The sequence below is a fragment of the Bacteroides galacturonicus genome, from assembly GCF_003096855.1.
Lineage (GTDB): Bacteria > Bacillota > Clostridia > Lachnospirales > Lachnospiraceae > Lachnospira > Lachnospira rogosae.
The window spans coordinates 337,561-362,112 of sequence record NZ_QEOA01000006.1; the positions used below are offsets into that span (position 1 = coordinate 337,561).

Sequence of the window (24,552 nt, forward strand, 5' to 3'; positions counted from 1 at the left end):
GTTAATAACATTTAATATATTAAATATAATAATCACGGTCAGGTATTGTTAATAACACACCTGACCGTGATTTTTTATTTAGACCTTATGATTAATTAATACGGACTTATATTCTGTGCAGGTGCATCTTCCTTAGTAGGTGCTTCCCACTCTCCAGTCTTTTGTTCCTTTGTCTGCTGTGTCTTAGTAGCAGCCTGCTGTGTCGTTGGCGTCTGTGCTTTAGTAGTAGCCTGCTGTGTTGTCGTTGCCGCCTTTGTCGTTGGAGTTACAGTAGTAGTTTCCTGCTGTGTTGTTGTCTGTTCTTCTGTCTGGCTCTGTGTCTCAGTTTCAGTCTGGTTCTTCTTCGTATAAGAACCATTTGCCGTCTTGAATTCTACCTTTTTCTTATCTTTATGTATATCATACATAAAATCCTTAAATATAGCCAGAGTCTTAACTGAGCTTAATGTCTTAGGATAATCATATCCCATCCATATAGCTGTTGTATAATACTGGCTGTATCCACAGAACCACGCATCCTTATTAGAATTGGTTGTACCTGTCTTACCAGCTACAATTGCATTAGATGGTTCTGCCCCAACACCTGTTCCGCTTGTTACCACAGTACGGAGCATATCTGTCATCATTCTGCATGAATTAGTATCATATACTCTTGAACCTCTCTTAGAGGTATCTACAATCGCTTTTCCTGATGTGTTAAGTATCTTCTCAACACAGGTTGGCTGTCTGTATTCGCCATCATTGACGATTGTTGCATATGCACCAGCCATCTCCTCTGTCGATACGCCATAAGTAAAGCCTCCAAGTGCCGCAGCATTGGTTGATTTATCCATCCATATTTTATGGAAGCCCATATTAAGAAGAAAACCAATACCAGCCTTAGGTGTTATATCGTCCCTGTATATCTTCCATGCAACAGTATTCTTAGATTTGCTTACTGCTGTTCTAAGTGTCATCTGTCCGGCATATACACCATCTGCATTTGATGGGCCACCATCTATCTTCTCATCATTAACTATTGTATCCGGATTATTGCCAAGCTGTAGATATGGCACATATACAATTACCGGCTTAATACAGCTTCCCGGCTGTCTATAGCTCTGGTATGCCCTGTTAAGTGTATATCCATCAATATCATCCTGTGACCTTGAACCTACAATTGCAACTACATTTCCTGTGCTATTATCAATGCATGTCGCTGCACCCTGTAATTCATATATTCCGTCATCTGACACCTTCTTAAATGATGAAAGATTATTATCTATGGACTCCTGAAGTGAAGCCTGTATATCCGGATCTATGCTTGTATATATTGTATATCCACCATTAATAAGCATCTGCTGGCATGATGAGTAATACTGCTGGTACAGTTCCTCATATGTATTATATTCATCTTCTGTATCAAAGTTATTACGCATTGTAAAACCGTAATATTTCATAAGTTCTTCCGTTGCACAATGCCTTGCATAGGTTTCAACCGAGCTGTTCTTATTAGCAGCTTTCTGTCCTGTTATTGTTATCTCCTCAGCAATCGCTGTATTATAAGTCATTGAATCTATATAATCTGCATCACGAAGTTCTTTTAAAATGAGATTTCTTCTTGTAATTGTCGCATCATAATTAGTCAACGGATTATACTTGGTAGGGTTATTAGGTATAGCCGCAATAAATGCCTGCTGTGATACTGAAAGCTCTGAGGCTGATTTGCCAAAATATCCTCTTGCCGCAGCTTCTATTCCATAGTATCCATTACTGAAATATATGTTGTTAAGATAGAATTCCAAAATCTGGTCTTTGCTGTATTTCTTTTCCAGATGTTGTGCTAAAAATATCTCCTTAACCTTTCTCTCCCATGTAACCTCCTGGCTTAAGAATACATTTTTGGCAAGCTGCTGTGTAATTGTACTCGCTCCCTGAACTATTGTATCGTTACGGCTGTTGATTATAACCGCCCTTATAATCGCCTTAATATCAATTCCCGAGTGGTTGTAAAAGTCCCTGTCTTCCATTACAACAAATGAATTTGCAAGTGTCTTTGGTATATCACTCATCTGGATATAGTACATATCTTTAGAAGCTTTCATAGTACATAACTGTTCACCGTTAGTATCGTATATTATAGTCGTCTTTCCATCTTTAAATGTATCTATTGTACTTTCATCTGCTATTCTCTTAGCATCATTCGCAAGCTGAATTACTGTTACAATCTTAGGTCCTGCATATATGCCGCCCGCTATAAGAAGAATAAGTATTATTGATAGTATTATAATTTTTATAATCTTTATCTTTTTGCTCTGTCTTTTCTTTCTTTTCTTAGTTGATTTAGCCATCTGCATATCCTCTTTAATTCTTGTAATAAGTTATAAATACATTTTCCCACTGGTTAAACATCTTGCTGGCATCAGTTAATGCAACTGTTACCATTGAATCAGAAGCAGTATCTATATATGTTACATTTTTAGAATCATAGCCTGTAATTATTACATATGACTCACTTCCGCTCTTGCCTATAACCGGACAGCCATTATCAATAAAATTGAGCATTTTATCGACTGTTACTGACTTCACACTAAGTCCTGCAACACCTGGAATAAGGCTTAATATCTCGTCAGCCGTTTTATCCTGTATATAAGCATTAATATCAAACTGTGCACCTGCATAGGAAGCCACTGTCTGTAATGCCGTTCTAAGAGATGAACCAGCATCAATTATACTAAGTCCTTTAATCTGTGCTGAGGTGTTCCTGTAACGCTTCCATATTGTGTTAGCATTATAATCATTAACTGAACCATATGTGTCATTGGCAAGTATTATAGCCTTTGATATCTGGGTTGTACTATCCTGAAAACGTCCATACCCATATACATAATATCGTCCATCACCGGCAAAATCATTATCAAGCTCCAGCAGTGCATTATCCTTATAACTTACCTCAGAAGATGTCCTGAATTCCACACTGCCTGCCGGAAGTGCTTTCATAAGCTTAATTGCAAGCTCCTGCTTTCTGTTATCTGTAACTATAGTTTCCAGTGTAAGTCCATCTTCTTGTTTATTCTCATCTTTATTAATAAGCTGGTCAATACTTGTACTTTCATAATCACCATCACCTGATTTCACAACTCTTGTAAGATTGATACGCATATCACTTACCGAAGCATCACTTACATATACACCCGGCTGTTCGTATTCCTTTATTACATTGTAATCAGAATCCATTATTTCAAGCCTATACATTGCAAATGTCCTGCTTCCATCCTCTTTTATAAGAATATCAGCTTTATCAGCTATGCCATATACGAAATCTCCATTAATATATCCAAGACATCTTATATATTCATTGTCGTCAGCCTTAATTATCTTCTCGCTGTCCGTACTCATATTGAATATTCGTATTGAGTCTGTACTATATAATCTGCCATTCATACTGTAGGCTATGGCATCTCCATTTTCTGATACAGCATATGTTCCGTCCACAAGCCCAGACACTACTGTCATAACTTCCTTACTTACAATATCTATCGAATACAGTGTATCGTCCATTAATATATAAAATGTATTCTCATCAGCAAGATAAGCTATTCGGCCAACATTCTGTGACAATATGTCATATGGCTTATCCATTGGAATATACAATCTTTCTTCTACTATATTATCTTCATATGAATACTTGCACAAAGATACGCCCGACTCGCCCTCATGCTCACCTCTGTTCATATATCCATATACTATAAAATCGCAGTTGCCATCGTTACTTACATTAAGTATCTTTATTCCGTGCTGGTTATAGTTCTCTCTTATGCCATCTGTTTCATCGGCGTTAAATGAGAATACTCTTGTATACATATTAGTATCAATATTGTAGCACCACAGAGAACCTTCATTGACAAAGTATGAATAAGTTCCCTTCTCGTCAGAATTAAATTCAGCTGTTGTTCCTGACTGTATTCCAAGATTAATCTTAGCTGTTGATAAGAGGTCGTTCTTACCGTCAAATATCTGGTTAGCTTCTCTTTCATAATTAAGCAGATAAAATCCGCTTGTAGTCTGTCTTATACGGTAATATTCATACACATTATAAGAGTCATAAGATTCATATTCATTAATAGCACCTATCTTATAATCAAATGTTATTACAGCCACGTCTTTGCTTATCTCCTTAATAACTGGTATAAGCTGGCTTTCTACATATGGTCCCATATCACCCCAGCCAATCTGGCTTAATGTGCTGTTGATATTAACCTTTCCAAAATTATTATTATTGCCAGCAGACGAAGTTTCTATATACTTCTGTATTTCACTTAATCTGTCCTGATTAAATGTACAGGCATTAAAGTCCTCCACAAATGCAAACTTATCATCTATTGAATAATCTTCACCTGTAATAATTCTTGTATAATAGTGAATTTCTTCGTGTGTGCTTGTCTCTAATATTATCTCAAGAGCATACTGCGTATTATCATCTATAAGATTCTTGATATTCAGTGTGGCAGTAATTGTTTCACCATTATTAACAAGCTCTGTAACTTTGGTATTCTCTATCAGTCCGTTATCTGACAGATTTCTTATCTTATATGTAAGCTCCTGCACCTCAGCTCCATAATTGTGAATAATAATAGGAAGCTGTCTTGTCTTTGCCACTGGAGTAAGATTATCATTAATCAGTGCCTGATTAATCTCCTGTGTAAAACCGTGCAATGAATTGAACTCATTGCCCTCTTCTGACTGCATAGTTATAACAGGAATTGTCGCCGCAGACATAGTTGTTGCCGATGGTGTAACTGACTCAAAACTCATTGACAAAAATGTGAGCACCATCGTAACTATAAATATTATTCCAAGTACAAGATACTTAGAACTTACCTTTTTATCAGATTTTCTCATATTATCTCCATTCTTATATAAGCTTGTCGATTGTCAGTTCCAAATTCAATGCCTCTAACATATCTTTAGTCTTTTCTCTGGCAGAGATGTCTTCTTTACTACTCTTAACTGCCCTTATAAGAAGATTTTTAGGAGTATGCTCCATATCTATGAATTCCAATATCTGTGTATCATAGCCATTAGCTGTAAGAAGCTTGGCTCTTGCCGCATCTGTTACTATAGCCGCCATTCTTTCTTTTAATATGCCATAGTCCATAACCGGCGATAATATATCGCTCTTTATTGTCCTGTTAGCTTCGTGCTGGCAGCAAGGCACTGATAATATAACCTCCGCCCCCCACTTAACTGCCTTGGCAAGTGCATAATCCGTTGCTGTATCACAGGCGTGCAGTGTGACCACCATATCTACCTTGTCCACATCTTTGTACGTTGCTATATCTCCAACATAGAAATCAAGCTTATCATAACCATACCTTGTTCTAAGTTCGTTACAATGTTCTATCACGTCCGCCTTAAGGTCAAGTCCTATAATTCGTATATTATATCCTTTAAGCTCCTTAAGATAGTAATACATAGCAAATGTAAGATAAGACTTTCCACAGCCAAAATCAATTATTGTAAGTTCTCTTTCCTTATCAAGCTTTGGAAGTATATCTTCTATATATTCAAGAAAACGGTTAATCTGTCTGAACTTATCATATCTTGTTCTTATAATCTTACCATCTTGTCCCATAACACCAAGGTCTATCATAAATGCCACAGGCTTTCCTTCTTGTATTATATATTTCTTGGTTCTGTTATGGCTCAGATCTCTCTGTGCCTTCAACTGTCCTGCTTTTTTATATTTGCAGGTCAATGTCTTACTCTTGCTTGAAAGTATTGTTGCAGCCGCATCAGTCATATTAATCTGTGCCTGCTTGAAATCCTCTGTCATATAATCAATTATCTTCTTCTTTACATCAGCAGCACTATGGTTAGAATGTAACACCTTTCTTCCTACAAATTCAGACACCTGGTATTCAATCTCATTCTTAAGAATAACTGGTCTTATTCTTACCTTTACTGCCTTATCTTCGCTTTTATTCTTCTGTCCGCTTATAACCATATCTATAAGCTTATCGCTAATACATATATCAAGTAATTGTGTAATATCCAATATCATAACCTCCATTTTAGGCTTACTGTACTATTTTAATATCTTTGCGGACAATACACAAGTAGCAATTAATATAAGCCTATTATCTCAATAAATGTAGTGGTCTGATAGTCTGCAATTTTATTAATAGTCCCCTCTGTTAATTGGGGTCGCCAGATATATATTGGTCTTGTCTGTTGTTTCATCATAATTCATTGATATATTAATATTGGTCTTTTTCTTTCCAATGTACATATAGCCATCTGTGTCTTTGTCATAGGCATATATTGTATACAAGTCCTTAGTTCGGCTTGCTTCTGCTTCTTTTGCACCAAGCTGGCTTAAGATGTTACCGGTTATCTGATTTCTTTCTTCTATGCTTTTATCGCCATCACACTGGCCTGTTATACATACGTTAACATTACTATCAATTCCGTATATATTGCATATTTTTTCAAGCTTCGCCTTGTATGCAGTTGTTGATGTTACTCCTTTGCCTAGCTTTATGTGGATACTTATATAGTTCTTATCCTCATCTGTCGCTTTTATCCCCATAACTACTGTTCCATATAAAGAATCCTGCGTTAATACACATTCCCGTGAAATATAACGGTTATTATACACATTTTCATAAGAGTTATTACCAGAATACTGTATATTATAGCGGTTAATTCCTATCTCTGATGCCATTTTCTCAAGTATAAGGCACATTGCCTGCTCAGATAAGTAATTATCTGACAGCTCTGTATCCACACTTATGTCAGATTGGACATTGTTATCCACATTTTCGCTGAATATACTAACAATATCACTGCCTGTATTATTAACCGCATATATACTTCTTTCCATAAAGCTTCTCACTGCTGTAACAATCCACAGAATAGCCGCTATTGTAACAGCTATCCGCTGTAATTTATATTTTCTGCATTTATACATAAAAAACCTCCCATTAACTAATAACATTATTACCAGTTAATGGAAGGTATATACTTTAATTATTAATCAGCAGCACCTAAACGTGCAAGTGATCTCTTTAATGCCATCTCAGCTCTAGGAACATCAAGATTACTGTCCTTGCTGGCAAGTCTTCTCTCTGCTCTTATCTTGGCATCATTGGCACGATTGACGTCAATCTCATCAGGCCATTCAGCTATCTCTGCTAATATTGTCACTTTATCCTTAAGGACTTCAACAATACCGCCGTGTACAGCCGCCTTCTTAATTCCGTCATTCTGGTGAATAGTCAGCACACATGGAACTAACACTGCAGTAAGTGGGATATGCTGTGGATACACACCTATCTCACCTTCACTTGTAGCTAATTCAACAAATGTGGCTTCACCATTAAAAAATACTCTTTCTGGCGTATTAACCAGAAGCTTCATTGTACCTGTATCCGCCATATCTATTCTCCTTATCAAGATATCTAATTATACTTTAATATCCGTGTCTGATACCTATTTAGATACCTTAGCAAGTACATCATCAATACTTCCACAGTTAAGGAAATAACTTTCTGGTATATCATCATACTTACCTTCGATGATTTCCTTAAAGCCCTGAATTGTATCACTGATTGGTACATAACGTCCTTCAAGTCCTGTGAACTGTCCTGCAACGAAGAATGGCTGAGAGAGGAATCTCTGTACCTTTCTTGCTCTTGATACGACCATCTTATCTTCTTCTGAAAGTTCGTCCATACCAAGGATTGCGATAATATCCTGAAGTTCTTTGTACTTCTGTAAGATTTCCTGAACATCTCTGGCAACCTTATAATGTTCTTCACCAACGATTCTTGGATCAAGAATTCTTGATGTAGACTCAAGTGGATCTACCGCTGGATAAATACCAAGTTCAACTATAGAACGTGAAAGAACTGTAGTTGCATCAAGATGTGCAAATGTTGTTGCTGGCGCTGGGTCAGTTAAATCATCCGCTGGTACATATACAGCCTGAACTGATGTGATAGAACCATTCTTAGTTGATGTAATACGTTCCTGAAGAGCACCCATCTCTGTCTGAAGAGTTGGCTGATAACCAACGGCTGATGGCATACGTCCAAGAAGGGCTGAAACCTCTGAACCTGCCTGTGTAAATCTATAAATGTTATCGATGAAAAGAAGTACATCCTTTCCACCCTTATCTCTGAAATACTCAGCCATAGTAAGTCCTGTAAGACCAACTCTCATTCTAGCTCCAGGTGGCTCATTCATCTGTCCGAATACCATTGTTGTCTTCTCGATAACTCCTGAATCCATCATTTCGTGGTAAAGGTCATTACCTTCACGAGTACGCTCACCAACACCTGTGAATACTGAATATCCACCGTGCTCTGTAGCAATATTTCTGATAAGCTCCTGAATAAGAACTGTCTTACCAACTCCGGCACCACCGAAAAGACCGATCTTACCACCCTTCTGGTAAGGACAAAGTAAATCTACAACCTTAATACCAGTCTCTAACATTTCTGTATTAGTAGCCTGCTCAGCAAATGTAGGTGCCTTTCTGTGAATAGGCATATGCTCTACTTCTGGAGCTGGCTTATTATCGATAGGATCTCCTAATACATTAAAGATTCTACCAAGTGTCTGCTCACCAACAGGTACTGAAATAGGTGCTCCTGTGGCTTCTGCTTCCATACCTCTAACAAGACCATCAGTAGGTCCAAGGGCTATACATCTTACTGTATCATCCCCAAGATGCTGAGCAACCTCTACAACGAGCTTGCCGCCGTCTTTGGTCTTTATATTGATGGCTGAATTGATTTCTGGCAGATTACCTTCTGCAAATTTAATATCTATTACAGCACTGATAATCTGAGTAATCTTACCGATATTCTTCTCTGCCATTGTTACCTCCATCTATTGTTAATTAATTGTACACGGGCTGAATACACAGACCCGCCAAGAGTTATAACAAACTCTAATTAGCCGATAGCATTTGCACCAGCAATAATCTCTGTAAGTTCCTGTGTAATAGAAGCCTGACGGGCTCTGTTATACTTAAGTGATAAATCAGAAATCATCTCATCGGCATTGCTTGTCGCATTATCCATAGCCTGCATACGTGCACCATTCTCACTGGCAACAGCTTCAATAAGTGCACCATATATAAGACTGCACACATACTTAGGTATGATAAGATTCAAAGCTTCATCTTCGGCTGGTTCATAATTCATAGGTGTTGTATCTTCCTTATCAGCACTCACGCTCTCAGTATCAACTGATACTGGAAGAAGCTTAATAAGCTTAGGCTCGTGAACAACTGTATTCTTAAATGATGTATAAGCAAGGTATATTTCACCTATCTGTCCATCCGCAAATCTTTCAAGAAGCTTATCACATATATCTCTTGCATCCGTATAAAGTGGTTCGTTAATAACATCTGAACAATCATCTGTTATATTGTAACCTCTTCTTGCAAGATAATCTCTTCCCTTAGTTCCTATTGCAATTATATCAATATCTTCCTTAGGAATTCCGCTCTCTGTAATAAGCTTGGTTATATTAGTATTGTAACCACCAGCAAGTCCACGATTGGCCGTTATTGTTATAACAGCTTTTCTTTCAGACTCACCAGCCTGAAGATACTTATGATTGATGTTACCTGATCTGGCAAGCATATTGCATATCGTTTCGTACATCAGATCTGAATAAGGCTTTGTGCTCTCTGCCTTTCCCTTTGCTTTTTGAAGTTTAACAGTGGAAACAAGCTTCATAGCCTTGGTAATCTGACCTGTACTCTGAATACTATCTCTACGCCTTTTTATATCTCTCATTGAGGCCATAGAATTTACCTCCATTCCAAGCATTAATTGCTGTTAATCGTTGATCAATCAGCAGTTAAATGTCTTCTTAAACTCTTCAATAGCACTTACAAGTAACTTCTCTGTATCTTCTGAAAGTTCCTTAGTCTCCTTAATAGATTCTGGGATCTGTGGATACTTAGTATCTATAAAATCGAATAAGCCCTGTTCAAAATCAAGAATCTTATCAACTGGAATATCTATAACGAACTTCTTAGTAACAGCATATATTATAATAACCTGATATTCTACAGGCATTGGCTTATACTGTGGCTGCTTTAACATCTCTCTGATACGTTCGCCCTGTGCAAGCTTCTCCTTAGTATCAGCATCGAGTTCTGAACCAAACTGTGAGAATGAAGCAAGCTCTCTGTACTGGGCAAGCTCTGTACGGATAGGTGCTGCAATCTTCTTAATAGCCTTAATCTGAGCAGAACCACCAACTCGTGATACTGAAAGACCGGCATTAATAGCTGGTCTAAAACCAGAGTTGAACATCTCTGTCTCAAGATATATCTGTCCATCTGTGATAGATATAACGTTAGTTGGAATATATGCAGATACATCACCGGCCTGTGTTTCAATAATTGGAAGGGCTGTAAGTGATCCTCCGCCGTATTCATCTGACATTCTTGCAGCTCTCTCAAGAAGTCTTGAGTGAAGATAGAATACATCACCTGGATAAGCTTCACGTCCTGGAGCTCTCTTTAAAAGAAGTGAAAGTGTTCTATATGCTGCTGCGTGCTTACTAAGGTCATCATATACAACAAGTACATCTTCGCCATTCTCCATCCACTCTTCACCGATAGCACATCCTGAATAAGGAGCGATATACTGAAGTGGAGCAAGTTCGCTGGCTGTTGATGCAACTACTGTTGTATAGCTCATTGCACCATATTCTTCAAGTGTCTTAACGATACTTGCAACTGTTGATGCCTTCTGTCCAATAGCAACATAGATACAATGAACTCCCTGACCCTTCTGGTTGATAATTGTATCGATTGCTATAGCTGTCTTACCTGTCTGACGGTCACCAATAATGAGCTCTCGTTGTCCTCTTCCGATTGGAACCATAGCATCAATAGCCTTAATACCTGTCTGAAGTGGAACACTTACTGACTTTCTTGTGATTACGCCTGAGGCAACTCTCTCTATCTGTCTTGTCTTATCTGTATTAATAGGACCTTTGCCATCTATTGGCTGTCCAAGTGCATTAACAACTCGTCCTGTTAACGCATCACCTACTGGAACTTCTACAACTCGTCCAGTTGTCTTAACAGTATCACCTTCGCTGATGTTTCTTGAATCACCAAGCAGAACTGCACCTACATTGTCTTCCTCAAGGTTAAGTACCATACCGTATACTTCTCCTGGGAATTCAAGAAGTTCTCCCTGCATAGCTTTCTCAAGTCCATGAATTCTTGCGATACCATCTGCTACCTGAATTACTGTACCTACTTCTGATACTTCAAGTTCGGCTGAATATCTTTTTATCTGTTCTTTTATAACTGAACTGATTTCTTCCGGTCTTAAATTCATTAGCCTTATGCACCTACTTTCTATTAGCTTAAAGCTTACGCTAACTGGATATTCTTTAAATTCCTGGTAAGCTCATCAATTTTATGTTTTATACTGCTGTCTACGACTCTGTCACCGATTCTTATAACCATACCTGCTATAAGTGATTCATCGATGTCATAATTCATCTTGAAATCCACATAATCAGTTGTTGAAAGCAATCTGCTTACAATCGACAGCTTCTGATTATCCGTGAGAGGTCTGGCTGTAGTTACATAAGCAACACCAATCTTCTTATACTCATAAATTCTCTTTATGAAATATTCAAGTGTACTTACTATCTTAGTCTGTCTGTCCTTAGATACCATTATCACAAGAAGTCCTGTAATATCCTCAGATACAAACTTCTTAAAGATATTCTCAATAAGCTGTTCCTTTTCTTTCTTCTCAACCTTTGGAGATTTAAGAACATTTACCAAATCTTCATTATCTTTAAAAATATCAATTACAGCCTGAGCTTCTTCACATAGTTCATCAACCTTAGACTCCTGGACAGCAAGTTCAAATAATGCCTCACCATAAGTTGTTTCTACTAATTTCGCCATGTGTTCTCACCCATTTCATTTAAAGTCTGTTCAATAATTGCATTGCTTTCACTCTCATCGATAGATTTAGCAATAAGCTTTGAAGCTATCATAGCTGACACTGCAACTATCTGCTGTTTAACATCATCTGCTGCCTTCTGCTTCTCAAGTTCTGCTTCTTTATTAGCTCTCTCGATAATTCTTGCAGCTTCTTCCTTGGCTTCATCTATAATCTTCTGCTCATTATGAACTGCTGTCTTTCTGGCATCACTTAATATAAGCTCTGCCTCCTTATTAGCAGCCTTAAGCTTCTCTTCATACTCTGCCTTCATAGCAAGTGCTTCTTCTCTGCTCTGGTTAGCAGTTTCTCTGTCACTTGTTATCTTGTCCTGTCTTTTCTTTAACATATTACGTACAGGATTAAAAAGAATAACTGACAAAAGCAGGAATAATATAAATACGTTGATAGCTGTTATAGCAGCATCAAAAAGCAGCTGATAATCAAGGCCGAATAATCTTCCTGATGTTTCAAGAGCCACAAATGTACTTCCCAAATTCAATTGTTGGCCTCCTTTCCGTTATCTTAATAAATTTGTCGTCAAGACTAAATGTCTTATATTAGCCCTTAAATGGCTGAACGAACATTAAGATAATAGCTACGGCGAAACCATAAAGACCTGTTGTCTCGGCAACGGCCTGTCCAAGTAACATTGTTGATGTAATATCTGACTTAGCACCTGGATTACGTCCAACTGCTGCTGCACCATGACCTGCTGCAATACCCTGTCCAACACCAGGACCAACACCTGCGATCATCGCAATACCTGCACCAATGGCTGACATAGCCTGAATAAATTCCTGTCCACTAATATTCATCTTAAAATCCTCCGTTAAATAAATTATTATGACCAGCTATACTAGTCTGCAATCTTATCGTTAACATATACCATTGTTAACATACAAAATACATACGCCTGAATACAACCTGAGAACAAGTCGAAGTAAGCATGTAATAATGCAGGATATCCTATAGTAAATGGCTTTAATAAGTCATATATAAGTCCCATAAGAACTGTTCCTGACATAACATTACCAAACAGACGCAGTGAGAGTGACAACGGAACTGCAAACTCACCAATCAGGTTAATTGGAAATAAGAACCAGATTGGCTGGAATAAAGCAGCAAAGTGTCCTCCCTTATTCTTCTTTATGCCGTTGAACTGAACAAGTATAAATGTTATAAGACCAAGGCATAACGTCACACCATAATCGGCTGTAGGTGGCCTTAGACCAAAAAGTCCGGATATGTTAGATATAATTATAAATAAGAATAATGTTGAAATATAATTGACAAACTTATTAGCATTCTTACCCATAATTCCATCAACCATAGTTCCAAGCATCTCCACTATAATCTCTATAGCATTCTGGAACATTCCCGGTGTGTCGTCAGGCTTGACCTTATTAATCTTCACCCTGGCAACTATGGCCATAATGATTATGAAGACTGAAACCAGCAGCATAGCAACGTGTGTCGTGTTAATACTAAAAGTATAATCAATGCCTGGAATATGGAATTCCTTCAGGCTTTGAATCATAAAACTCGAATCACACGCTACAAGTGTGTTAACATAAGAGCTTCCCACCTTCTCACCTTCCTTTTTTAGTTATTAATTTATCAGTGAACGGCTGTAAATAAGCCGCTACCTTCATAGAAAACATTCCAATAACCGCACATAGCAGATCTCCAATATTAAGGAAATATAACAGTACGAATAATATAAGCATAACCAAAAGACGGATAAGATAACCAATAATCATAGTTGCTCTTGACTCTGCACCACCATATACTATCTTTCGTATTCCACTGCTCATATGAAATGTTGCAAATACCGAATATATAACTCCTGCCAGAAATCCTATGGCACACCGCATTGTATTCGGAACCAATGCAATTATTATAATCTCACCAAGTATAAGATATATTAAATTAATAATAAGCATACCTGGAATTGAGGGATTAATATCAATAATTCTATCAAGGATACGTCTACTTATGAGTTTCATTATACTTTTCAACTTTCTCTGCAATTTCTTTATCCTGCTTGTGCTTCTTCGCCTGCTCATCCTGTTTTATCGAATTCATAGCAAGCACATAAGCATTTCTTGCACCTGCAGCAATTCCAATAATAAGCAGAGGAATTGTAAAATATGTTCCAAACTTTCCGTCAAGCCATAATCCTATAGCAAGACAGAGAAACGTAGGAACCATTACACATATACTAAGCTGGGATATTAATACTATATTCTTCATAGCATTTCCTCGTTCATATATTCTTCTTATAACCCACTCATTTTAATTATATATTCGATTATAACCTTTAATTGTTAAATTGTCTACAAATTTTCTTGTCCAAATATGTCCAAAAAAAATTGAATTTCACACGTTTACTTGATATAATTTTGATAATTAATATGTGAAATTTTAATTATACAAATTTAATATTTTTAAGGAGAAATGCGTATGACAACTTTATTCCGCAAACGCCTGATACCTGATGAATGTGTAAGTCTTAAGGACGACATTATAATTCATCAGGATGACAGCCACATTATAACAAGCTGGAAAACTTTCCATCCTAAGGCAGAATTCTCTCACGGAATATCATATTACCTTATTAATGATGGTTTCAAGGTAAGTAAATTCTACAAAGAAGATAATTCACTTGCCTATATATACTGTGACATAATTGACACAGCCTATGACGCTGGCACAGATACCTATGTCTTTACCGATCTTCTGGCTGATGTAATTATTGAGAATTCTGGATTTGTCCGTGTTGTAGACCTTGACGAGCTGGCTGATGCAGCAAGTGCTAAGCTTATATCTGATGCTATGCTTGTTAACGCCCTCCACAAGCTTGATAAGCTTCTTAAGACAATATATGACGGAACATTTAACGAATATATTAATACCATTAACGAATATGAAGCAGGCATACACTAACCGTATGTCTGCCTCATATTAATTCTTATAATTCTATAGTTATCTCCCTGTTAGTATGCTCATAGCGGTAATATCTTACGCCTGCCGCATTAAGCATTCTCTTAGAGGCAATAACTGAGGCTGTATCTTTATATTTATCGCTGTCATACACAACAGTCTTTATTCCTGCCTGAATAATAGCCTTGGCACATTCATTGCAAGGGAACAATGTGACATACATCTTTGCCCCATCAAGCGTACCTCCACGATAATTAAGTATGGCATTAAGTTCACTGTGAGTTGTGTAGAAATATTTATTATCCAGAGGGTCACCTTCCCTGCACCATGGAAACTCATCATCTGAACAGCCCCTTGGAAGTCCATTATAACCCATAGAAAGTATTTTATTGTCACTGCTTACAATACACGCTCCCACCTGTGTATTAGGGTCTTTGGAACGAAGTGCTGAAAGCTTTGCAACACCCATAAAATACTCATCCCACGATATATAATCCTTTCTTTTATCGCTCATATATATTACTCCTCAAGCATTGATATTCTTCTTATATGTCTTTCATCATTGCTAAAGCCTGCCTCTAAAAATGTATCTGCAATTCTGAATGCAAGCTCTGGTCCTATAACTCTTGCACCCATACAGAGTACATTTGCATTATTATGCTCTCTTGTTGCCTGTGCACTAAAACAATCACTGCATAATGCAGCTCTTATTCCCTTAACTTTGTTAGCAGCCATACTCATTCCAATTCCTGTTCCACATAAAAGAATACCAAGCTCACACTCACCACTTGTTATAAGGTCTGTAACCTTGTGTGCGTATACAGGATAATCGCACGACTCTGTAGTATAAGTTCCTACATCATTACACTCATAACCTTTCTTCTTAAGGTGTTCTATTAACTGGTTCTTAAGGTCTATTGCTCCGTGATCACATCCAATTGCTATCATAATTATAATCTCCTTGTGTATTTTATTAACTTCTATATAACTTTAATCAGCTTCATTCTTAGGTGCTGATATTACCTTCACTACTTTTTCAACATAGCTGTAGAGCTGTTCAAAACATTTGTTATACTCTTCCACACCCTTGCCATATGGGTCTGGTACTTCAACATCACCCTCACCCGCAAGCTCACTTAACGTAAATACATTAATTGCCTTGTCAAAGGTATCATATATTTTCTGTTTCATTGACGAATTCATCGTAAGAACAAGCGTATCTATGCCAAAATCATCATTAACAACCTGAACCGATACATTACTTGGCATAATCATATCGTGTCTTGCCGCCACAGCTACAGCCTTGGGATTGTATGGCTCTGGAAATAACACAACCATCCCCCTTGATTCAACTCTTATATCCGGCATAAGCTTGGTCATTATAGTAGCCGCCATAGGGCTTCTGCAGGTATTACCCATACATATAAATATAACTTTATTAAATCTGTTCATAATTTGACACCACCCAGTTAATGAATAATTAAGCTGGCATATGATTAACCATTGATCTTTAAACATTAATTATAGTATGTCCAGCCGCTTTTATCAATCGGTTCATAACTGCACGTCCAACATTATCTGTCTCGAAGCTCTCTGAAAATACATAGTCTACATTTTCATTATCAAACTCTCTTAATACTGCATACAGATGTCTTGCCGCACTCAGCTCATCATCTTTATGTCCCATCGAAACAATTATTCCCTTGTTATAATTGTGCTTTCCTTCTTCTGTTGTCATTACAGCGACTTTGTATCCCTGACTTATAAGTCTGTTCACATTATCGTTAATATATTCAACAACCTTAGCCTCATCACCCTCAACAATCTTAAGATCTGCATCAGGTGCATAATGCTTATATTTCATACCCGGTGCTTTAGGAACTACTCCAGACTTAACACCTTCAGTTATCGCAGGGTCAATTCTTACCACGCCTATAACCTCTTCAAACATCTCCTTAGTTATATATCCGGGTCTTAATATTGTGGGAACCTCTTCACTAAGATCAATAATTGTAGACTCAACACCTATGTCAACAGTATCATCTTCAATTATCATATCTATCTTTCCGGACAAATCCTTTATTACATGGCTTGCCCTTGTAGGGCTTGGCTTTCCTGATGTGTTAGCACTTGGAGCTGCTATATACACACCTGATGTTCTGATAAGCTCTGCTGCAACCTTATGGCTTGGCATTCTTATCGCAACTGTTCCAAGACCACCTGTAATTGAATCTGGAACTATATCCGATTTCTTCAATATCATAGTTAATGGTCCGGGCCAGAATTTATCGGCAAGCTTTAATGCCTTGTCTGGTACTTCACAGGACAGCTTATATAAAGCCTCTATATCTGCAATATGAACTATAAGCGGATTGTCTGAAGGACGGCCTTTGGCAGCATATATCTTTGCTGATGCTTCCTCGTCAAGTGCATCTGCACCAAGTCCATATACAGTTTCTGTAGGAAATGCTACAAGCCCTCCCTCTCTTAAAATCTTTCCAGCCTGTTCATATATTTTCTTATCCGTAAGACTGTCATTAGTTATTTTCGCAACAATTGTATCCATTGTTACACACCTCTTTTTCTTAAAATGTTCTTAAATGAACTATATTCTGATGTAAATGGCAGATTTCAATTCTGGAACTTACGTCATAATCTTTAATTCTGTCCTAGATATTCAATTATTCCACAGTATATGCTGTACGCAGTCTTCTGCTGGTATTCATCATTGTTAAGCTTATACGCTTCTTCCCTGTTAGACAGAAATCCACACTCGACAATAACCGTTGGCACCTGCGTATTACGCAGCATATAGTAAGCAGAATCGGGTTTTTCAACTCTTTTATTAGTATTATCAAGCTCTTTAATCATATTCTTCTGAATAATTCCAGCAAGCTTCTTTCCCTCCTCAGACTGCTTGTAATAAAATACCTGTGCACCCTTAGAGGCTTCTCCTACATAACTGTTCTGGTGTATGCTTACTGCAATATCTGCTTTGCTTCCATTAATAATACTACATCGTTTCTTCATATCAGCTGCTTTCTTATTACTGTCACTTTCCTGATACAATCCGTTATCGTCTGCCCTAGTCATTATAACAGTAATTCCCGACTGTTCAAGTAATATTTTCAATTTTGAAGCAATTGCCAGATTGACATCTTTTTCAAGTATGCCATCAGCACTTATCTTTCCAGGGTCAATACCACCGTGTCCGCTGTCTATGGCAACTGTCTTTGCCTCATAATCAATATTTTCCTGTGCCCCGCCGGAGTATTCACCGCTTATATATCCTTTGTCTGAATTTTCAGAACCTGTGCCACATTGCTCTAATGCTAAAGCTGCGGCTATAACAACAATAATCTCAACTGCTACCAGTACTATTTTTAATTCAGGATGCATAACTATCACACAACTACACATTTATTAAAATGTATGCACCTTGTGCCACCGCAATTCCTTTAATCTATTTAATACTATTCATTAATTGTAAGTACTTAAAGCATTTCCGACATACTAATATTTATAATTAATCATTAATATACTGGTTAATTACATTCCACACAGAAACTTTCTCTAGTCCTAGCTTCCATACCGCAATTCCTGCCGTATTGTTATCAACTACAACCTTAAGTTTCTCCTCGATTGATTTGTCTTCCTCAAACCATATCTTCCTGGTTACTCCATTTTTATCATATGAGCATACATACTGTCCTGCATCATCATTCCATATGGCTGTCTGTCCGTCTTTGTTAAGCTCATCAATAGCCGCCTGCATACCAACTGCACTGCTTGTTGTCGAAGTCTGTGATACGCTCCATATTCTTGTAAAGAAAGGTATACCCACAACAACCTTATCAGCCGGTACTAATGCTGTCATATCTTCAACTGCTTCCTTAACAAATGGAAGTGAAGCAACTGAACCGGCCTCAGAACCTGCATAATGCTCATCATATGCCATAACAATTGCATAATCCACATAATCTGACTGCTCCTTAAGATTATAACAGCTGTTATATGCCTCCGGCTTGTAATTATCTGTTGACAATATAATATTATTCTTATGGCACTCAACCGACAACTCTCTTACAAATTGCAGGAAATCCTTAGCATAATCACTCTTAACATTTTCCAAATCAAGATTAATTCCGTCATATCCATATGCCCTCGCATCTTTAATAAGCGTATCAATCATTGTCTTTCTTGCTGTCCTGCTTGAATATAACGCCTTAAAATCTACTGACTTATTAAAATCGTCCACTAAAGGCCACACCTGTAACCCTCTGTTGTGCATAGCATTAACCCACGAAGCCGATGAGTAATTACTCATACTGCCATTTTCTGATGCAATGCTGTACCAGGTTGGAGCGATAACATTTATATTAGACAGACCTGTAAGCTGTGTATAGTTATCATTGCCAGCCGTACCAGCAACCTGAAACCAGCCAAGCTTAACCTTCTGGCTTATTGACAGCCCTGCATACTCTGACTCATATGTATTATCCGGAACTTCTGTATACACTTCACTTACATCACTGCTCTTTACATAACCCGTGTACCCAGTAGCACTTATTACCTTTATCCAGTCGTCAAAGCTTTCTACATAATATACGCTGTCACCTTTATTAATCTGCTCTAAAATGTCACTTTTAACGCCGCCTCTGTATCGTATATACATATCATTCTTAGCTGTAACCCTGCTGACCTCTCCGTTAATCATATTAACAGACAATCTTGAAGGCTTGCTTCCATATGCATATGTGCAGTTCGTATAATCTGCCACATACTGAAATGCTATATACATTGTGCCATCTATCTCACACGCTATCTTATATTCACTATCATATGTATTACCATCGCTGTCCTTATACCCTGTGCTGTCAGGCTCGTATATATATGTCCTGCTGTCATCTGTATACAAAACAGCGTTACTTTCTTTGTCATAATAGAATCTTACATTTATATAATCAGACACAAAATCCACCGGTAGATACAACACATCATCTCTCATAACTCCGATATCACTGTAACTTTTATTATCAATTATAACGAATGTCTTATCGGTATTACTATCAACCTCAAAATATTTATAACCGTCCATCCATTCCTTAGATGGAGCGTATCTTTTTACTAAAAATGTACCTGCTGCCAGTGCGGCAAGAACAACCACTGCCACAACTGCTATCAGTCCGGTTCTATATCTGTGTTTCCTTCTGCTTCTCATTCTTATCTCCATTCCTGTCTATACTGTTATTTATTACGCTCACGCTCTGACACTAAATAATTGACTTTATTGTATTTCTTCATTAAGTATACGAAGTGCCCGATCTGACATTAAATATATGCCTTTATTGCATTAACAATAATATTTATTATTCTGACTATATACAGTATCTTTGCAGAAGTATTGTATCATTTAATACTGGCAGGGTCAAAATGTATTTAACCCCGCCTTGTATATTGTATGGCGAAGGGACGCCTTTAACTTATATTAATGTATTTTTCTGTTATATTTATTAACATATTTTTCATTAATACATTTTTCTGAATATATCTTTAATTAATCTATTATAAATAATATTGATATACTCATTTTATTAAATTGTCCGTGATATTATTTTTGTGATATTATCTTATTTCCCCATTATAACCTTTATAAGAAGGTACTAACAGTTTCATAAACCAGTGAAGATTTTCTCCACTTATCATAAAAGGATTGCGCTCTATCGGTGTTAATTCCACCTTCACTCCATAATCCTGCAATAACTGCTCATTCTCTTTTGTGCCATTGGTCAATGTATACATAGTTAATCCCTTTATATGAAGAAATCTGCCCATTCTCTCAATCTTTTTAATACACTCCTTGAATTTCCACGGAAGCATTGACCCTATAAGCATTTTCTTGTCACACCCTGCCAGTGTAGCAGTCATTCTTGCAAATGTATCCTTGGCATCACCAAAATCTATATCTATTATTACTATATCATAATTATCTTTTAATATATTAAAACTATTGTCATTCAGAACCCCGTAAAAGTCTATCCCATTAATACTGTAGGCATGTCTTGATACCATCTTCTTACAACGTACTGTTCTTCCTGCACACATCTGCTCTTTCATAAGCACATATGTCTTAATGTCACCTGCAACAGCCGTCTTTCTCTTTAATACACTTGTAAAAAACACTGCCAGCATAATAGTCACATAAGTTGCACCTGCACTGTCACAAAGCCCTGCTACTCCTATAGTCCTTACATTATCAGATATTCTCACATTTTCATACTGATTTAGTAATTCCCTGCATTTTCTTTTCTGCTTCAATCCCTTTATCTGTTTTAATTCTTTTATTTGTCTTAATCTTTTGCATGATAACCCATATTTTTTCATATAATATTTTATATAACTCCTTTTTTTGTCCTGCATCTATGTTCTCCCATAAAGCAGTAAGATTATCCTGCATAAAATCCTTCATAATTAAAGTCCACGCAGCGTTATTCTCGTACCACTCATATATACACGGCACTCTATAACAGCTTTTCTTATCTGCTATAGTATTAGAATACCCATAAAACTGCACTTCATTAACAAGATTTACAAATATTATGCTGTTATGGCATATTTTATCAGTTTCATCTATGAGGCTGCTCTCACTTCTGACATCATATTTTCCGCCAACAACACATATATTTATTATTTTTGAATTATTATCATTCATTATTGCCTCATAGCCATAACTATCTATCATTACTCTTTCGTTACAACTATCCATATGAATATTTTTTAATTCATTATCACAATCCTGAAATAATGAATTAACTCCACTGTCAATAATTACAATGTCAAAATTATCCTGTATATCATAATTAACACCCTGCGTTTCATCTCTGCCATATGACGGCATCAGCCATATTCCCCTGCAGATAAGAAGGCCTTCTGATGTAGAACATATACTATTATCTGCCAATGCCGTCTGTAATATATCCGTTCTTCCCGAACCTTCTATTACCAGACATTTCAAGCCATAATCACCGAGGCAGTGTGCCATACTAAGCACAGTATGGGTAACTCCAATTCCTCTCCTGCTACCTGATACTTTAATTATATAAGAGTAATTCTTAATTCCATAAATGCTGTTTATTTTGTAATTTTCTAATACACTGCCTGACACATTTTCACTGCCTGACACATATGTATTATTTAATGCTATACTGCTGGTTTTATTTATTGCATTTTTATTGATAAATTTTATTTTCTGGAAAAATGTAATATCAGACCTTGCAGTTTGTTCCAGTTCCCACCTTAACGCTTTAACATTTTTATAACGTCTGTATTGATTATGACGGGTACATTTATTAATTACCGGGTATAATTTATTATGGACTGTGCTATTGCTGTCAGCCATAAACTTAAGAACCATTCCAACACTGTAAATATCAGTCTGATAAGTAAGCTCCTTTCCGCCGTACTGCTCAGGTGCAGCATAACCTGGACTTATCATACCAGCCTGCGTTAATCCAGCTTTGTGAATCGAACTCCCAAAATCTATAAGTTTAACATTATTATGCTCATCAATTATGATATTATCAGGTTTAATATCAAGATGAATTATTTCATTATCGCAGTTATGCAGATACTCCAATATGTCACATAATTTAACTGCTATATCACAAATCTCACTTGTCTTTATATTGTCTGTATCATTAATATATGACCTTAAAGATTTACCAGATATATATTCTTCAATAATGCAGATACTTATATCATCTTCTTCAATATCGTAAATTACTGGAATGTGGGAATGTTTAAGATTCTTAATTAGACGGGCTTCTCTTAAGATAGTGTCACTATCCATATCAGCCTTTCTGATAACCTTGGCAACTCGCAATGTATCAAGTGCGGTATGCCTTACTAAATATACATTAGAATGATTGGTCTTGGCCAATTGCTTTATTATCTCATACTTATCGCTAAATTCCTGTTATTCACCTCCGTTGACTTATAGAATTAAATTACTCTGATTAGTTTATATCATACTTTTAATATATTATCAATACAATTTTACAACTTCTTGTCGAAATTTTTAAAATTTAGAGATTTTTTATTTTATGAAACATCCAGACTCCTTTACATATCTATGAAAAATGAGTATTATATTTTCATAGATATAATTAACTATGCACTTCGCAAGAAAGGAGATTGTTATGAAGATTGAAAGAGTTAATGAGAATCAGATACGTTGTACACTCAATCAGGCTGATCTTGCTTCTAGACAATTAAAGATAAGCGAACTTGCGTATGGCAGTGAAAAAGCAAAAGAACTTTTCAGGGATATGATGCAGCAGGCTTCCTATGAGGTTGGTTTTGAGGCTGACGATATTCCGCTTATGATTGAAGCAATTCCTATTTCATCTGATTGTATTGTTCTTATTATAACAAAGGTCGAGAACCCTGAAGAATTAGATACACGCTTCTCTAAGTTCTCCCCTTTAGATGATGGTGAGTATGATTATGACGATGATTATTCAGATATAGAAACTATTGATGATAATTCCTATAATGATACTTCTGTTCCACCTACCGCAGGTGATGAGCTTGATGCGGATACCAAGACCACATCAGAGGGTGGGATTATCGGTGATGACCTTATGAATTTATTCAGCAAGGTAAGAGATTACCTCAACAATTCCAAAGAGAATACAGTCAGCACTGGAAGCAGGCATACTGCTCCTGACACCACTGCTATCCCTGAGGAATTTGCCAACAGCGACAGAAGCAGTTCTGATAATAATACTGAACACAAAGCTCCTGCTGCACCTGTTCCTAAGACAAGAATATATTCTTTTGAATCTATGGACGATTTTATTGATGCTTCCAAGGTCATTAATCATATTTATAATGATCCAAGCTATCTTTACAAGAAGTCAGGCAGTGACAGATATTACCTTATTATGCAGAGATGCTGCTGCTCATCTGTAGATTTTAATAAGGTATGTAACATCTTATCAGAATATGCCCTTAAAGAAACTTCAAACGAAGCTTTATTTGCTTTCTTTAAAGAGCACGGTGACTGCATTATAGCCAAGCACGCGATAAATGTTGCAGCTAACCTCTAATACAGCCGCTGGTGGAGTTAACATTACCATATGCACATTTTTGATTATCTGCATACAGCTTTATAATCCGGATAATTATACCAATATATACCAAAATAAAAAATACCCCATTGTAGTAACACCAGTCTCCAGTTATAAACTGATTGCAGATGTTACTACAATGGGATATCTTTTTAATATTAAGCAGCCTTTAGCTTTTTTAATATTAGCCTAATGACTGAAGGTAGCTCTGGATTTCTTCTACGAGCATATCGCTGTCAATACCGTGTACCATAGCAGCTTCTTCTAATGTCTCTCCTGCTGATGAAGGACATCCAACACAGTGCATACCTGCACCCATAAGAATTGGAATTACTCCTGCATCAATCTGTATAACTTCACCAATTGTTGTGTCCTTGGTAACTCTTGCCATACCTGTTTCCTCCATATATATTAATTCCTGTTATAATCAGGTTGTGTGGTCTATATTTCCGACACATACAACTACTATAATATTACCCAATAAAAATGTCAAG

Annotated in this window: 25 protein-coding genes; 2 read left to right on the forward strand and 23 right to left on the reverse strand. The window is 36.9% G+C overall.

Annotated features, from left to right (window positions below):
* Positions 1 to 95 precede the first annotated feature (95 nt).
* The 14 genes from C7390_RS10245 to C7390_RS10310 all read right to left on the reverse strand — a co-directional run bounded on the left by C7390_RS10245 (position 96) and on the right by C7390_RS10310 (position 14,237).
* Positions 96 to 2,330 (reverse strand): transglycosylase domain-containing protein, encoded by a 2,235-nt coding sequence (locus C7390_RS10245; protein WP_116444159.1) that lies wholly within the window; start codon positions 2,328 to 2,330, stop codon positions 96 to 98.
* 13 nt (positions 2,331 to 2,343) lie between these two features.
* Complete coding sequence (locus C7390_RS10250) at positions 2,344 to 4,881, reverse strand: hypothetical protein (protein ID WP_116444160.1); 2,538 nt, start codon at positions 4,879 to 4,881, stop codon at positions 2,344 to 2,346.
* 13 nt (positions 4,882 to 4,894) lie between these two features.
* Entirely contained in the window at positions 4,895 to 6,037 is a 1,143-nt protein-coding gene (locus C7390_RS10255) for a class I SAM-dependent methyltransferase (protein WP_318255857.1), read from the reverse strand.
* A gap of 123 nt (positions 6,038 to 6,160) precedes the next feature.
* Complete coding sequence (locus C7390_RS10260; RefSeq protein WP_022501444.1) at positions 6,161 to 6,952, reverse strand: YwmB family TATA-box binding protein; 792 nt, start codon at positions 6,950 to 6,952, stop codon at positions 6,161 to 6,163.
* 62 nt (positions 6,953 to 7,014) lie between these two features.
* Complete coding sequence (gene atpC / locus C7390_RS10265) at positions 7,015 to 7,419, reverse strand: ATP synthase F1 subunit epsilon (RefSeq protein ID WP_055173823.1); 405 nt, start codon at positions 7,417 to 7,419, stop codon at positions 7,015 to 7,017.
* 54 nt (positions 7,420 to 7,473) lie between these two features.
* A complete protein-coding gene (gene atpD, locus C7390_RS10270; RefSeq protein ID WP_022501446.1) occupies positions 7,474 to 8,865 on the reverse strand; it encodes a F0F1 ATP synthase subunit beta in 1,392 nt (463 codons plus the stop codon).
* A 77-nt stretch (positions 8,866 to 8,942) separates the two neighbouring features.
* On the reverse strand, positions 8,943 to 9,803 hold the full coding sequence (atpG, locus tag C7390_RS10275) for an ATP synthase F1 subunit gamma (RefSeq protein ID WP_055173821.1): 861 nt from the start codon (positions 9,801 to 9,803) through the stop codon (positions 8,943 to 8,945).
* 48 nt (positions 9,804 to 9,851) lie between these two features.
* Positions 9,852 to 11,360, reverse strand: a complete 1,509-nt coding sequence (atpA, locus tag C7390_RS10280) for a F0F1 ATP synthase subunit alpha (protein ID WP_022501448.1) — start codon at positions 11,358 to 11,360, stop codon at positions 9,852 to 9,854.
* Positions 11,361 to 11,395: 35 nt separating this feature from the next.
* Positions 11,396 to 11,944 (reverse strand): ATP synthase F1 subunit delta, encoded by a 549-nt coding sequence (gene atpH / locus C7390_RS10285; RefSeq protein WP_022501449.1) that lies wholly within the window; start codon positions 11,942 to 11,944, stop codon positions 11,396 to 11,398.
* Positions 11,932 to 12,477, reverse strand: a complete 546-nt coding sequence (gene atpF / locus C7390_RS10290; protein ID WP_055173819.1) for a F0F1 ATP synthase subunit B — start codon at positions 12,475 to 12,477, stop codon at positions 11,932 to 11,934. The genes atpH and atpF overlap by 13 nt, the downstream gene beginning before the upstream one ends.
* 64 nt (positions 12,478 to 12,541) lie before the next feature.
* A complete protein-coding gene (gene atpE / locus C7390_RS10295) occupies positions 12,542 to 12,799 on the reverse strand; it encodes an ATP synthase F0 subunit C (protein ID WP_022205028.1) in 258 nt (85 codons plus the stop codon).
* Positions 12,800 to 12,840: 41 nt separating this feature from the next.
* On the reverse strand, positions 12,841 to 13,569 hold the full coding sequence (atpB, locus tag C7390_RS10300; RefSeq protein ID WP_022501451.1) for a F0F1 ATP synthase subunit A: 729 nt from the start codon (positions 13,567 to 13,569) through the stop codon (positions 12,841 to 12,843).
* Between the two features lie 4 nt (positions 13,570 to 13,573).
* Positions 13,574 to 13,990: a hypothetical protein gene (locus tag C7390_RS10305; protein ID WP_055173817.1), complete on the reverse strand. Its 417-nt coding sequence runs from the start codon at positions 13,988 to 13,990 to the stop codon at positions 13,574 to 13,576.
* The gene (locus C7390_RS10310) at positions 13,974 to 14,237 is read right to left on the reverse strand and encodes an AtpZ/AtpI family protein (protein ID WP_022501453.1); all 264 of its coding nucleotides are present in this window, start codon (positions 14,235 to 14,237) and stop codon (positions 13,974 to 13,976) included. The genes C7390_RS10305 and C7390_RS10310 overlap by 17 nt, the downstream gene beginning before the upstream one ends.
* A gap of 210 nt (positions 14,238 to 14,447) precedes the next feature.
* On the opposite strand from C7390_RS10310, the gene C7390_RS10315 reads away from it, so the two are divergent.
* Positions 14,448 to 14,930, forward strand: coding sequence for a DUF402 domain-containing protein (locus tag C7390_RS10315; RefSeq protein ID WP_022501454.1), 483 nt, complete (start codon positions 14,448 to 14,450; stop codon positions 14,928 to 14,930).
* A gap of 25 nt (positions 14,931 to 14,955) precedes the next feature.
* Here the strand turns inward: C7390_RS10315 and C7390_RS10320 are convergent, their stop codons facing one another.
* The 8 genes from C7390_RS10320 to C7390_RS10355 all read right to left on the reverse strand — a co-directional run bounded on the left by C7390_RS10320 (position 14,956) and on the right by C7390_RS10355 (position 22,878).
* Positions 14,956 to 15,441, reverse strand: coding sequence for a deoxycytidylate deaminase (locus tag C7390_RS10320; RefSeq protein WP_055173815.1), 486 nt, complete (start codon positions 15,439 to 15,441; stop codon positions 14,956 to 14,958).
* 5 nt (positions 15,442 to 15,446) lie between these two features.
* Complete coding sequence (rpiB, locus tag C7390_RS10325; protein ID WP_055173813.1) at positions 15,447 to 15,875, reverse strand: ribose 5-phosphate isomerase B; 429 nt, start codon at positions 15,873 to 15,875, stop codon at positions 15,447 to 15,449.
* Positions 15,876 to 15,917: 42 nt separating this feature from the next.
* Positions 15,918 to 16,379: an arsenate reductase/protein-tyrosine-phosphatase family protein gene (locus C7390_RS10330; protein WP_022501457.1), complete on the reverse strand. Its 462-nt coding sequence runs from the start codon at positions 16,377 to 16,379 to the stop codon at positions 15,918 to 15,920.
* A 58-nt stretch (positions 16,380 to 16,437) separates the two neighbouring features.
* The gene (locus C7390_RS10335; RefSeq protein ID WP_116444161.1) at positions 16,438 to 17,493 is read right to left on the reverse strand and encodes an L-threonylcarbamoyladenylate synthase; all 1,056 of its coding nucleotides are present in this window, start codon (positions 17,491 to 17,493) and stop codon (positions 16,438 to 16,440) included.
* Positions 17,494 to 17,585: 92 nt separating this feature from the next.
* Positions 17,586 to 18,326, reverse strand: coding sequence for an N-acetylmuramoyl-L-alanine amidase CwlD (gene cwlD / locus C7390_RS10340; protein WP_318295671.1), 741 nt, complete (start codon positions 18,324 to 18,326; stop codon positions 17,586 to 17,588).
* Positions 18,327 to 18,453: 127 nt separating this feature from the next.
* A complete protein-coding gene (locus tag C7390_RS10345) occupies positions 18,454 to 20,148 on the reverse strand; it encodes a glycosyl hydrolase family 18 protein (protein ID WP_318295669.1) in 1,695 nt (564 codons plus the stop codon).
* Positions 20,149 to 20,552: 404 nt separating this feature from the next.
* Complete coding sequence (locus C7390_RS10350; RefSeq protein ID WP_116444164.1) at positions 20,553 to 21,245, reverse strand: hypothetical protein; 693 nt, start codon at positions 21,243 to 21,245, stop codon at positions 20,553 to 20,555.
* Entirely contained in the window at positions 21,202 to 22,878 is a 1,677-nt protein-coding gene (locus C7390_RS10355; RefSeq protein WP_116444165.1) for a serine/threonine-protein kinase, read from the reverse strand. Before C7390_RS10355 ends, C7390_RS10350 begins: the two co-directional genes overlap by 44 nt.
* A gap of 247 nt (positions 22,879 to 23,125) precedes the next feature.
* Here C7390_RS10355 and C7390_RS10360 point away from each other — a divergent pair, with 247 nt between their 5' ends.
* The gene (locus C7390_RS10360; protein WP_022501463.1) at positions 23,126 to 24,037 is read left to right on the forward strand and encodes an adaptor protein MecA; all 912 of its coding nucleotides are present in this window, start codon (positions 23,126 to 23,128) and stop codon (positions 24,035 to 24,037) included.
* Positions 24,038 to 24,242: 205 nt separating this feature from the next.
* Here C7390_RS10360 and C7390_RS10365 read toward each other — a convergent pair whose 3' ends face one another.
* Positions 24,243 to 24,449 (reverse strand): DUF1858 domain-containing protein, encoded by a 207-nt coding sequence (locus C7390_RS10365; RefSeq protein ID WP_022205867.1) that lies wholly within the window; start codon positions 24,447 to 24,449, stop codon positions 24,243 to 24,245.
* Between the last annotated feature and the right edge of the window lie 103 nt (positions 24,450 to 24,552).

Excerpts from the sequence above, each read along its gene's own strand:
- C7390_RS10245 (WP_116444159.1), bottom strand. The coding sequence starts at position 2,330 with ATGGCTAAATCAACTAAGAAAAGAAAGAAAAGACAGAGCAAAAAGATA.
- C7390_RS10250 (WP_116444160.1), bottom strand. The coding sequence starts at position 4,881 with ATGAGAAAATCTGATAAAAAGGTAAGTTCTAAGTATCTTGTACTTGGA.
- C7390_RS10260 (WP_022501444.1), bottom strand. The coding sequence starts at position 6,952 with ATGTATAAATGCAGAAAATATAAATTACAGCGGATAGCTGTTACAATA.
- atpC (WP_055173823.1), bottom strand. The coding sequence starts at position 7,419 with ATGGCGGATACAGGTACAATGAAGCTTCTGGTTAATACGCCAGAAAGA.
- atpD (WP_022501446.1), bottom strand. The coding sequence starts at position 8,865 with ATGGCAGAGAAGAATATCGGTAAGATTACTCAGATTATCAGTGCTGTA.
- atpG (WP_055173821.1), bottom strand. The coding sequence starts at position 9,803 with ATGGCCTCAATGAGAGATATAAAAAGGCGTAGAGATAGTATTCAGAGT.
- atpA (WP_022501448.1), bottom strand. The coding sequence starts at position 11,360 with ATGAATTTAAGACCGGAAGAAATCAGTTCAGTTATAAAAGAACAGATA.
- atpH (WP_022501449.1), bottom strand. The coding sequence starts at position 11,944 with ATGGCGAAATTAGTAGAAACAACTTATGGTGAGGCATTATTTGAACTT.
- atpE (WP_022205028.1), bottom strand. The coding sequence starts at position 12,799 with ATGAATATTAGTGGACAGGAATTTATTCAGGCTATGTCAGCCATTGGT.
- C7390_RS10305 (WP_055173817.1), bottom strand. The coding sequence starts at position 13,990 with ATGAAACTCATAAGTAGACGTATCCTTGATAGAATTATTGATATTAAT.
- C7390_RS10310 (WP_022501453.1), bottom strand. The coding sequence starts at position 14,237 with ATGAAGAATATAGTATTAATATCCCAGCTTAGTATATGTGTAATGGTT.
- C7390_RS10315 (WP_022501454.1), top strand. The coding sequence starts at position 14,448 with ATGACAACTTTATTCCGCAAACGCCTGATACCTGATGAATGTGTAAGT.
- C7390_RS10320 (WP_055173815.1), bottom strand. The coding sequence starts at position 15,441 with ATGAGCGATAAAAGAAAGGATTATATATCGTGGGATGAGTATTTTATG.
- rpiB (WP_055173813.1), bottom strand. The coding sequence starts at position 15,875 with ATGATAGCAATTGGATGTGATCACGGAGCAATAGACCTTAAGAACCAG.
- C7390_RS10330 (WP_022501457.1), bottom strand. The coding sequence starts at position 16,379 with ATGAACAGATTTAATAAAGTTATATTTATATGTATGGGTAATACCTGC.
- C7390_RS10335 (WP_116444161.1), bottom strand. The coding sequence starts at position 17,493 with ATGGATACAATTGTTGCGAAAATAACTAATGACAGTCTTACGGATAAG.
- cwlD (WP_318295671.1), bottom strand. The coding sequence starts at position 18,326 with ATGCATCCTGAATTAAAAATAGTACTGGTAGCAGTTGAGATTATTGTT.
- C7390_RS10345 (WP_318295669.1), bottom strand. The coding sequence starts at position 20,148 with ATGAGAAGCAGAAGGAAACACAGATATAGAACCGGACTGATAGCAGTT.
- C7390_RS10360 (WP_022501463.1), top strand. The coding sequence starts at position 23,126 with ATGAAGATTGAAAGAGTTAATGAGAATCAGATACGTTGTACACTCAAT.
- C7390_RS10365 (WP_022205867.1), bottom strand. The coding sequence starts at position 24,449 with ATGGCAAGAGTTACCAAGGACACAACAATTGGTGAAGTTATACAGATT.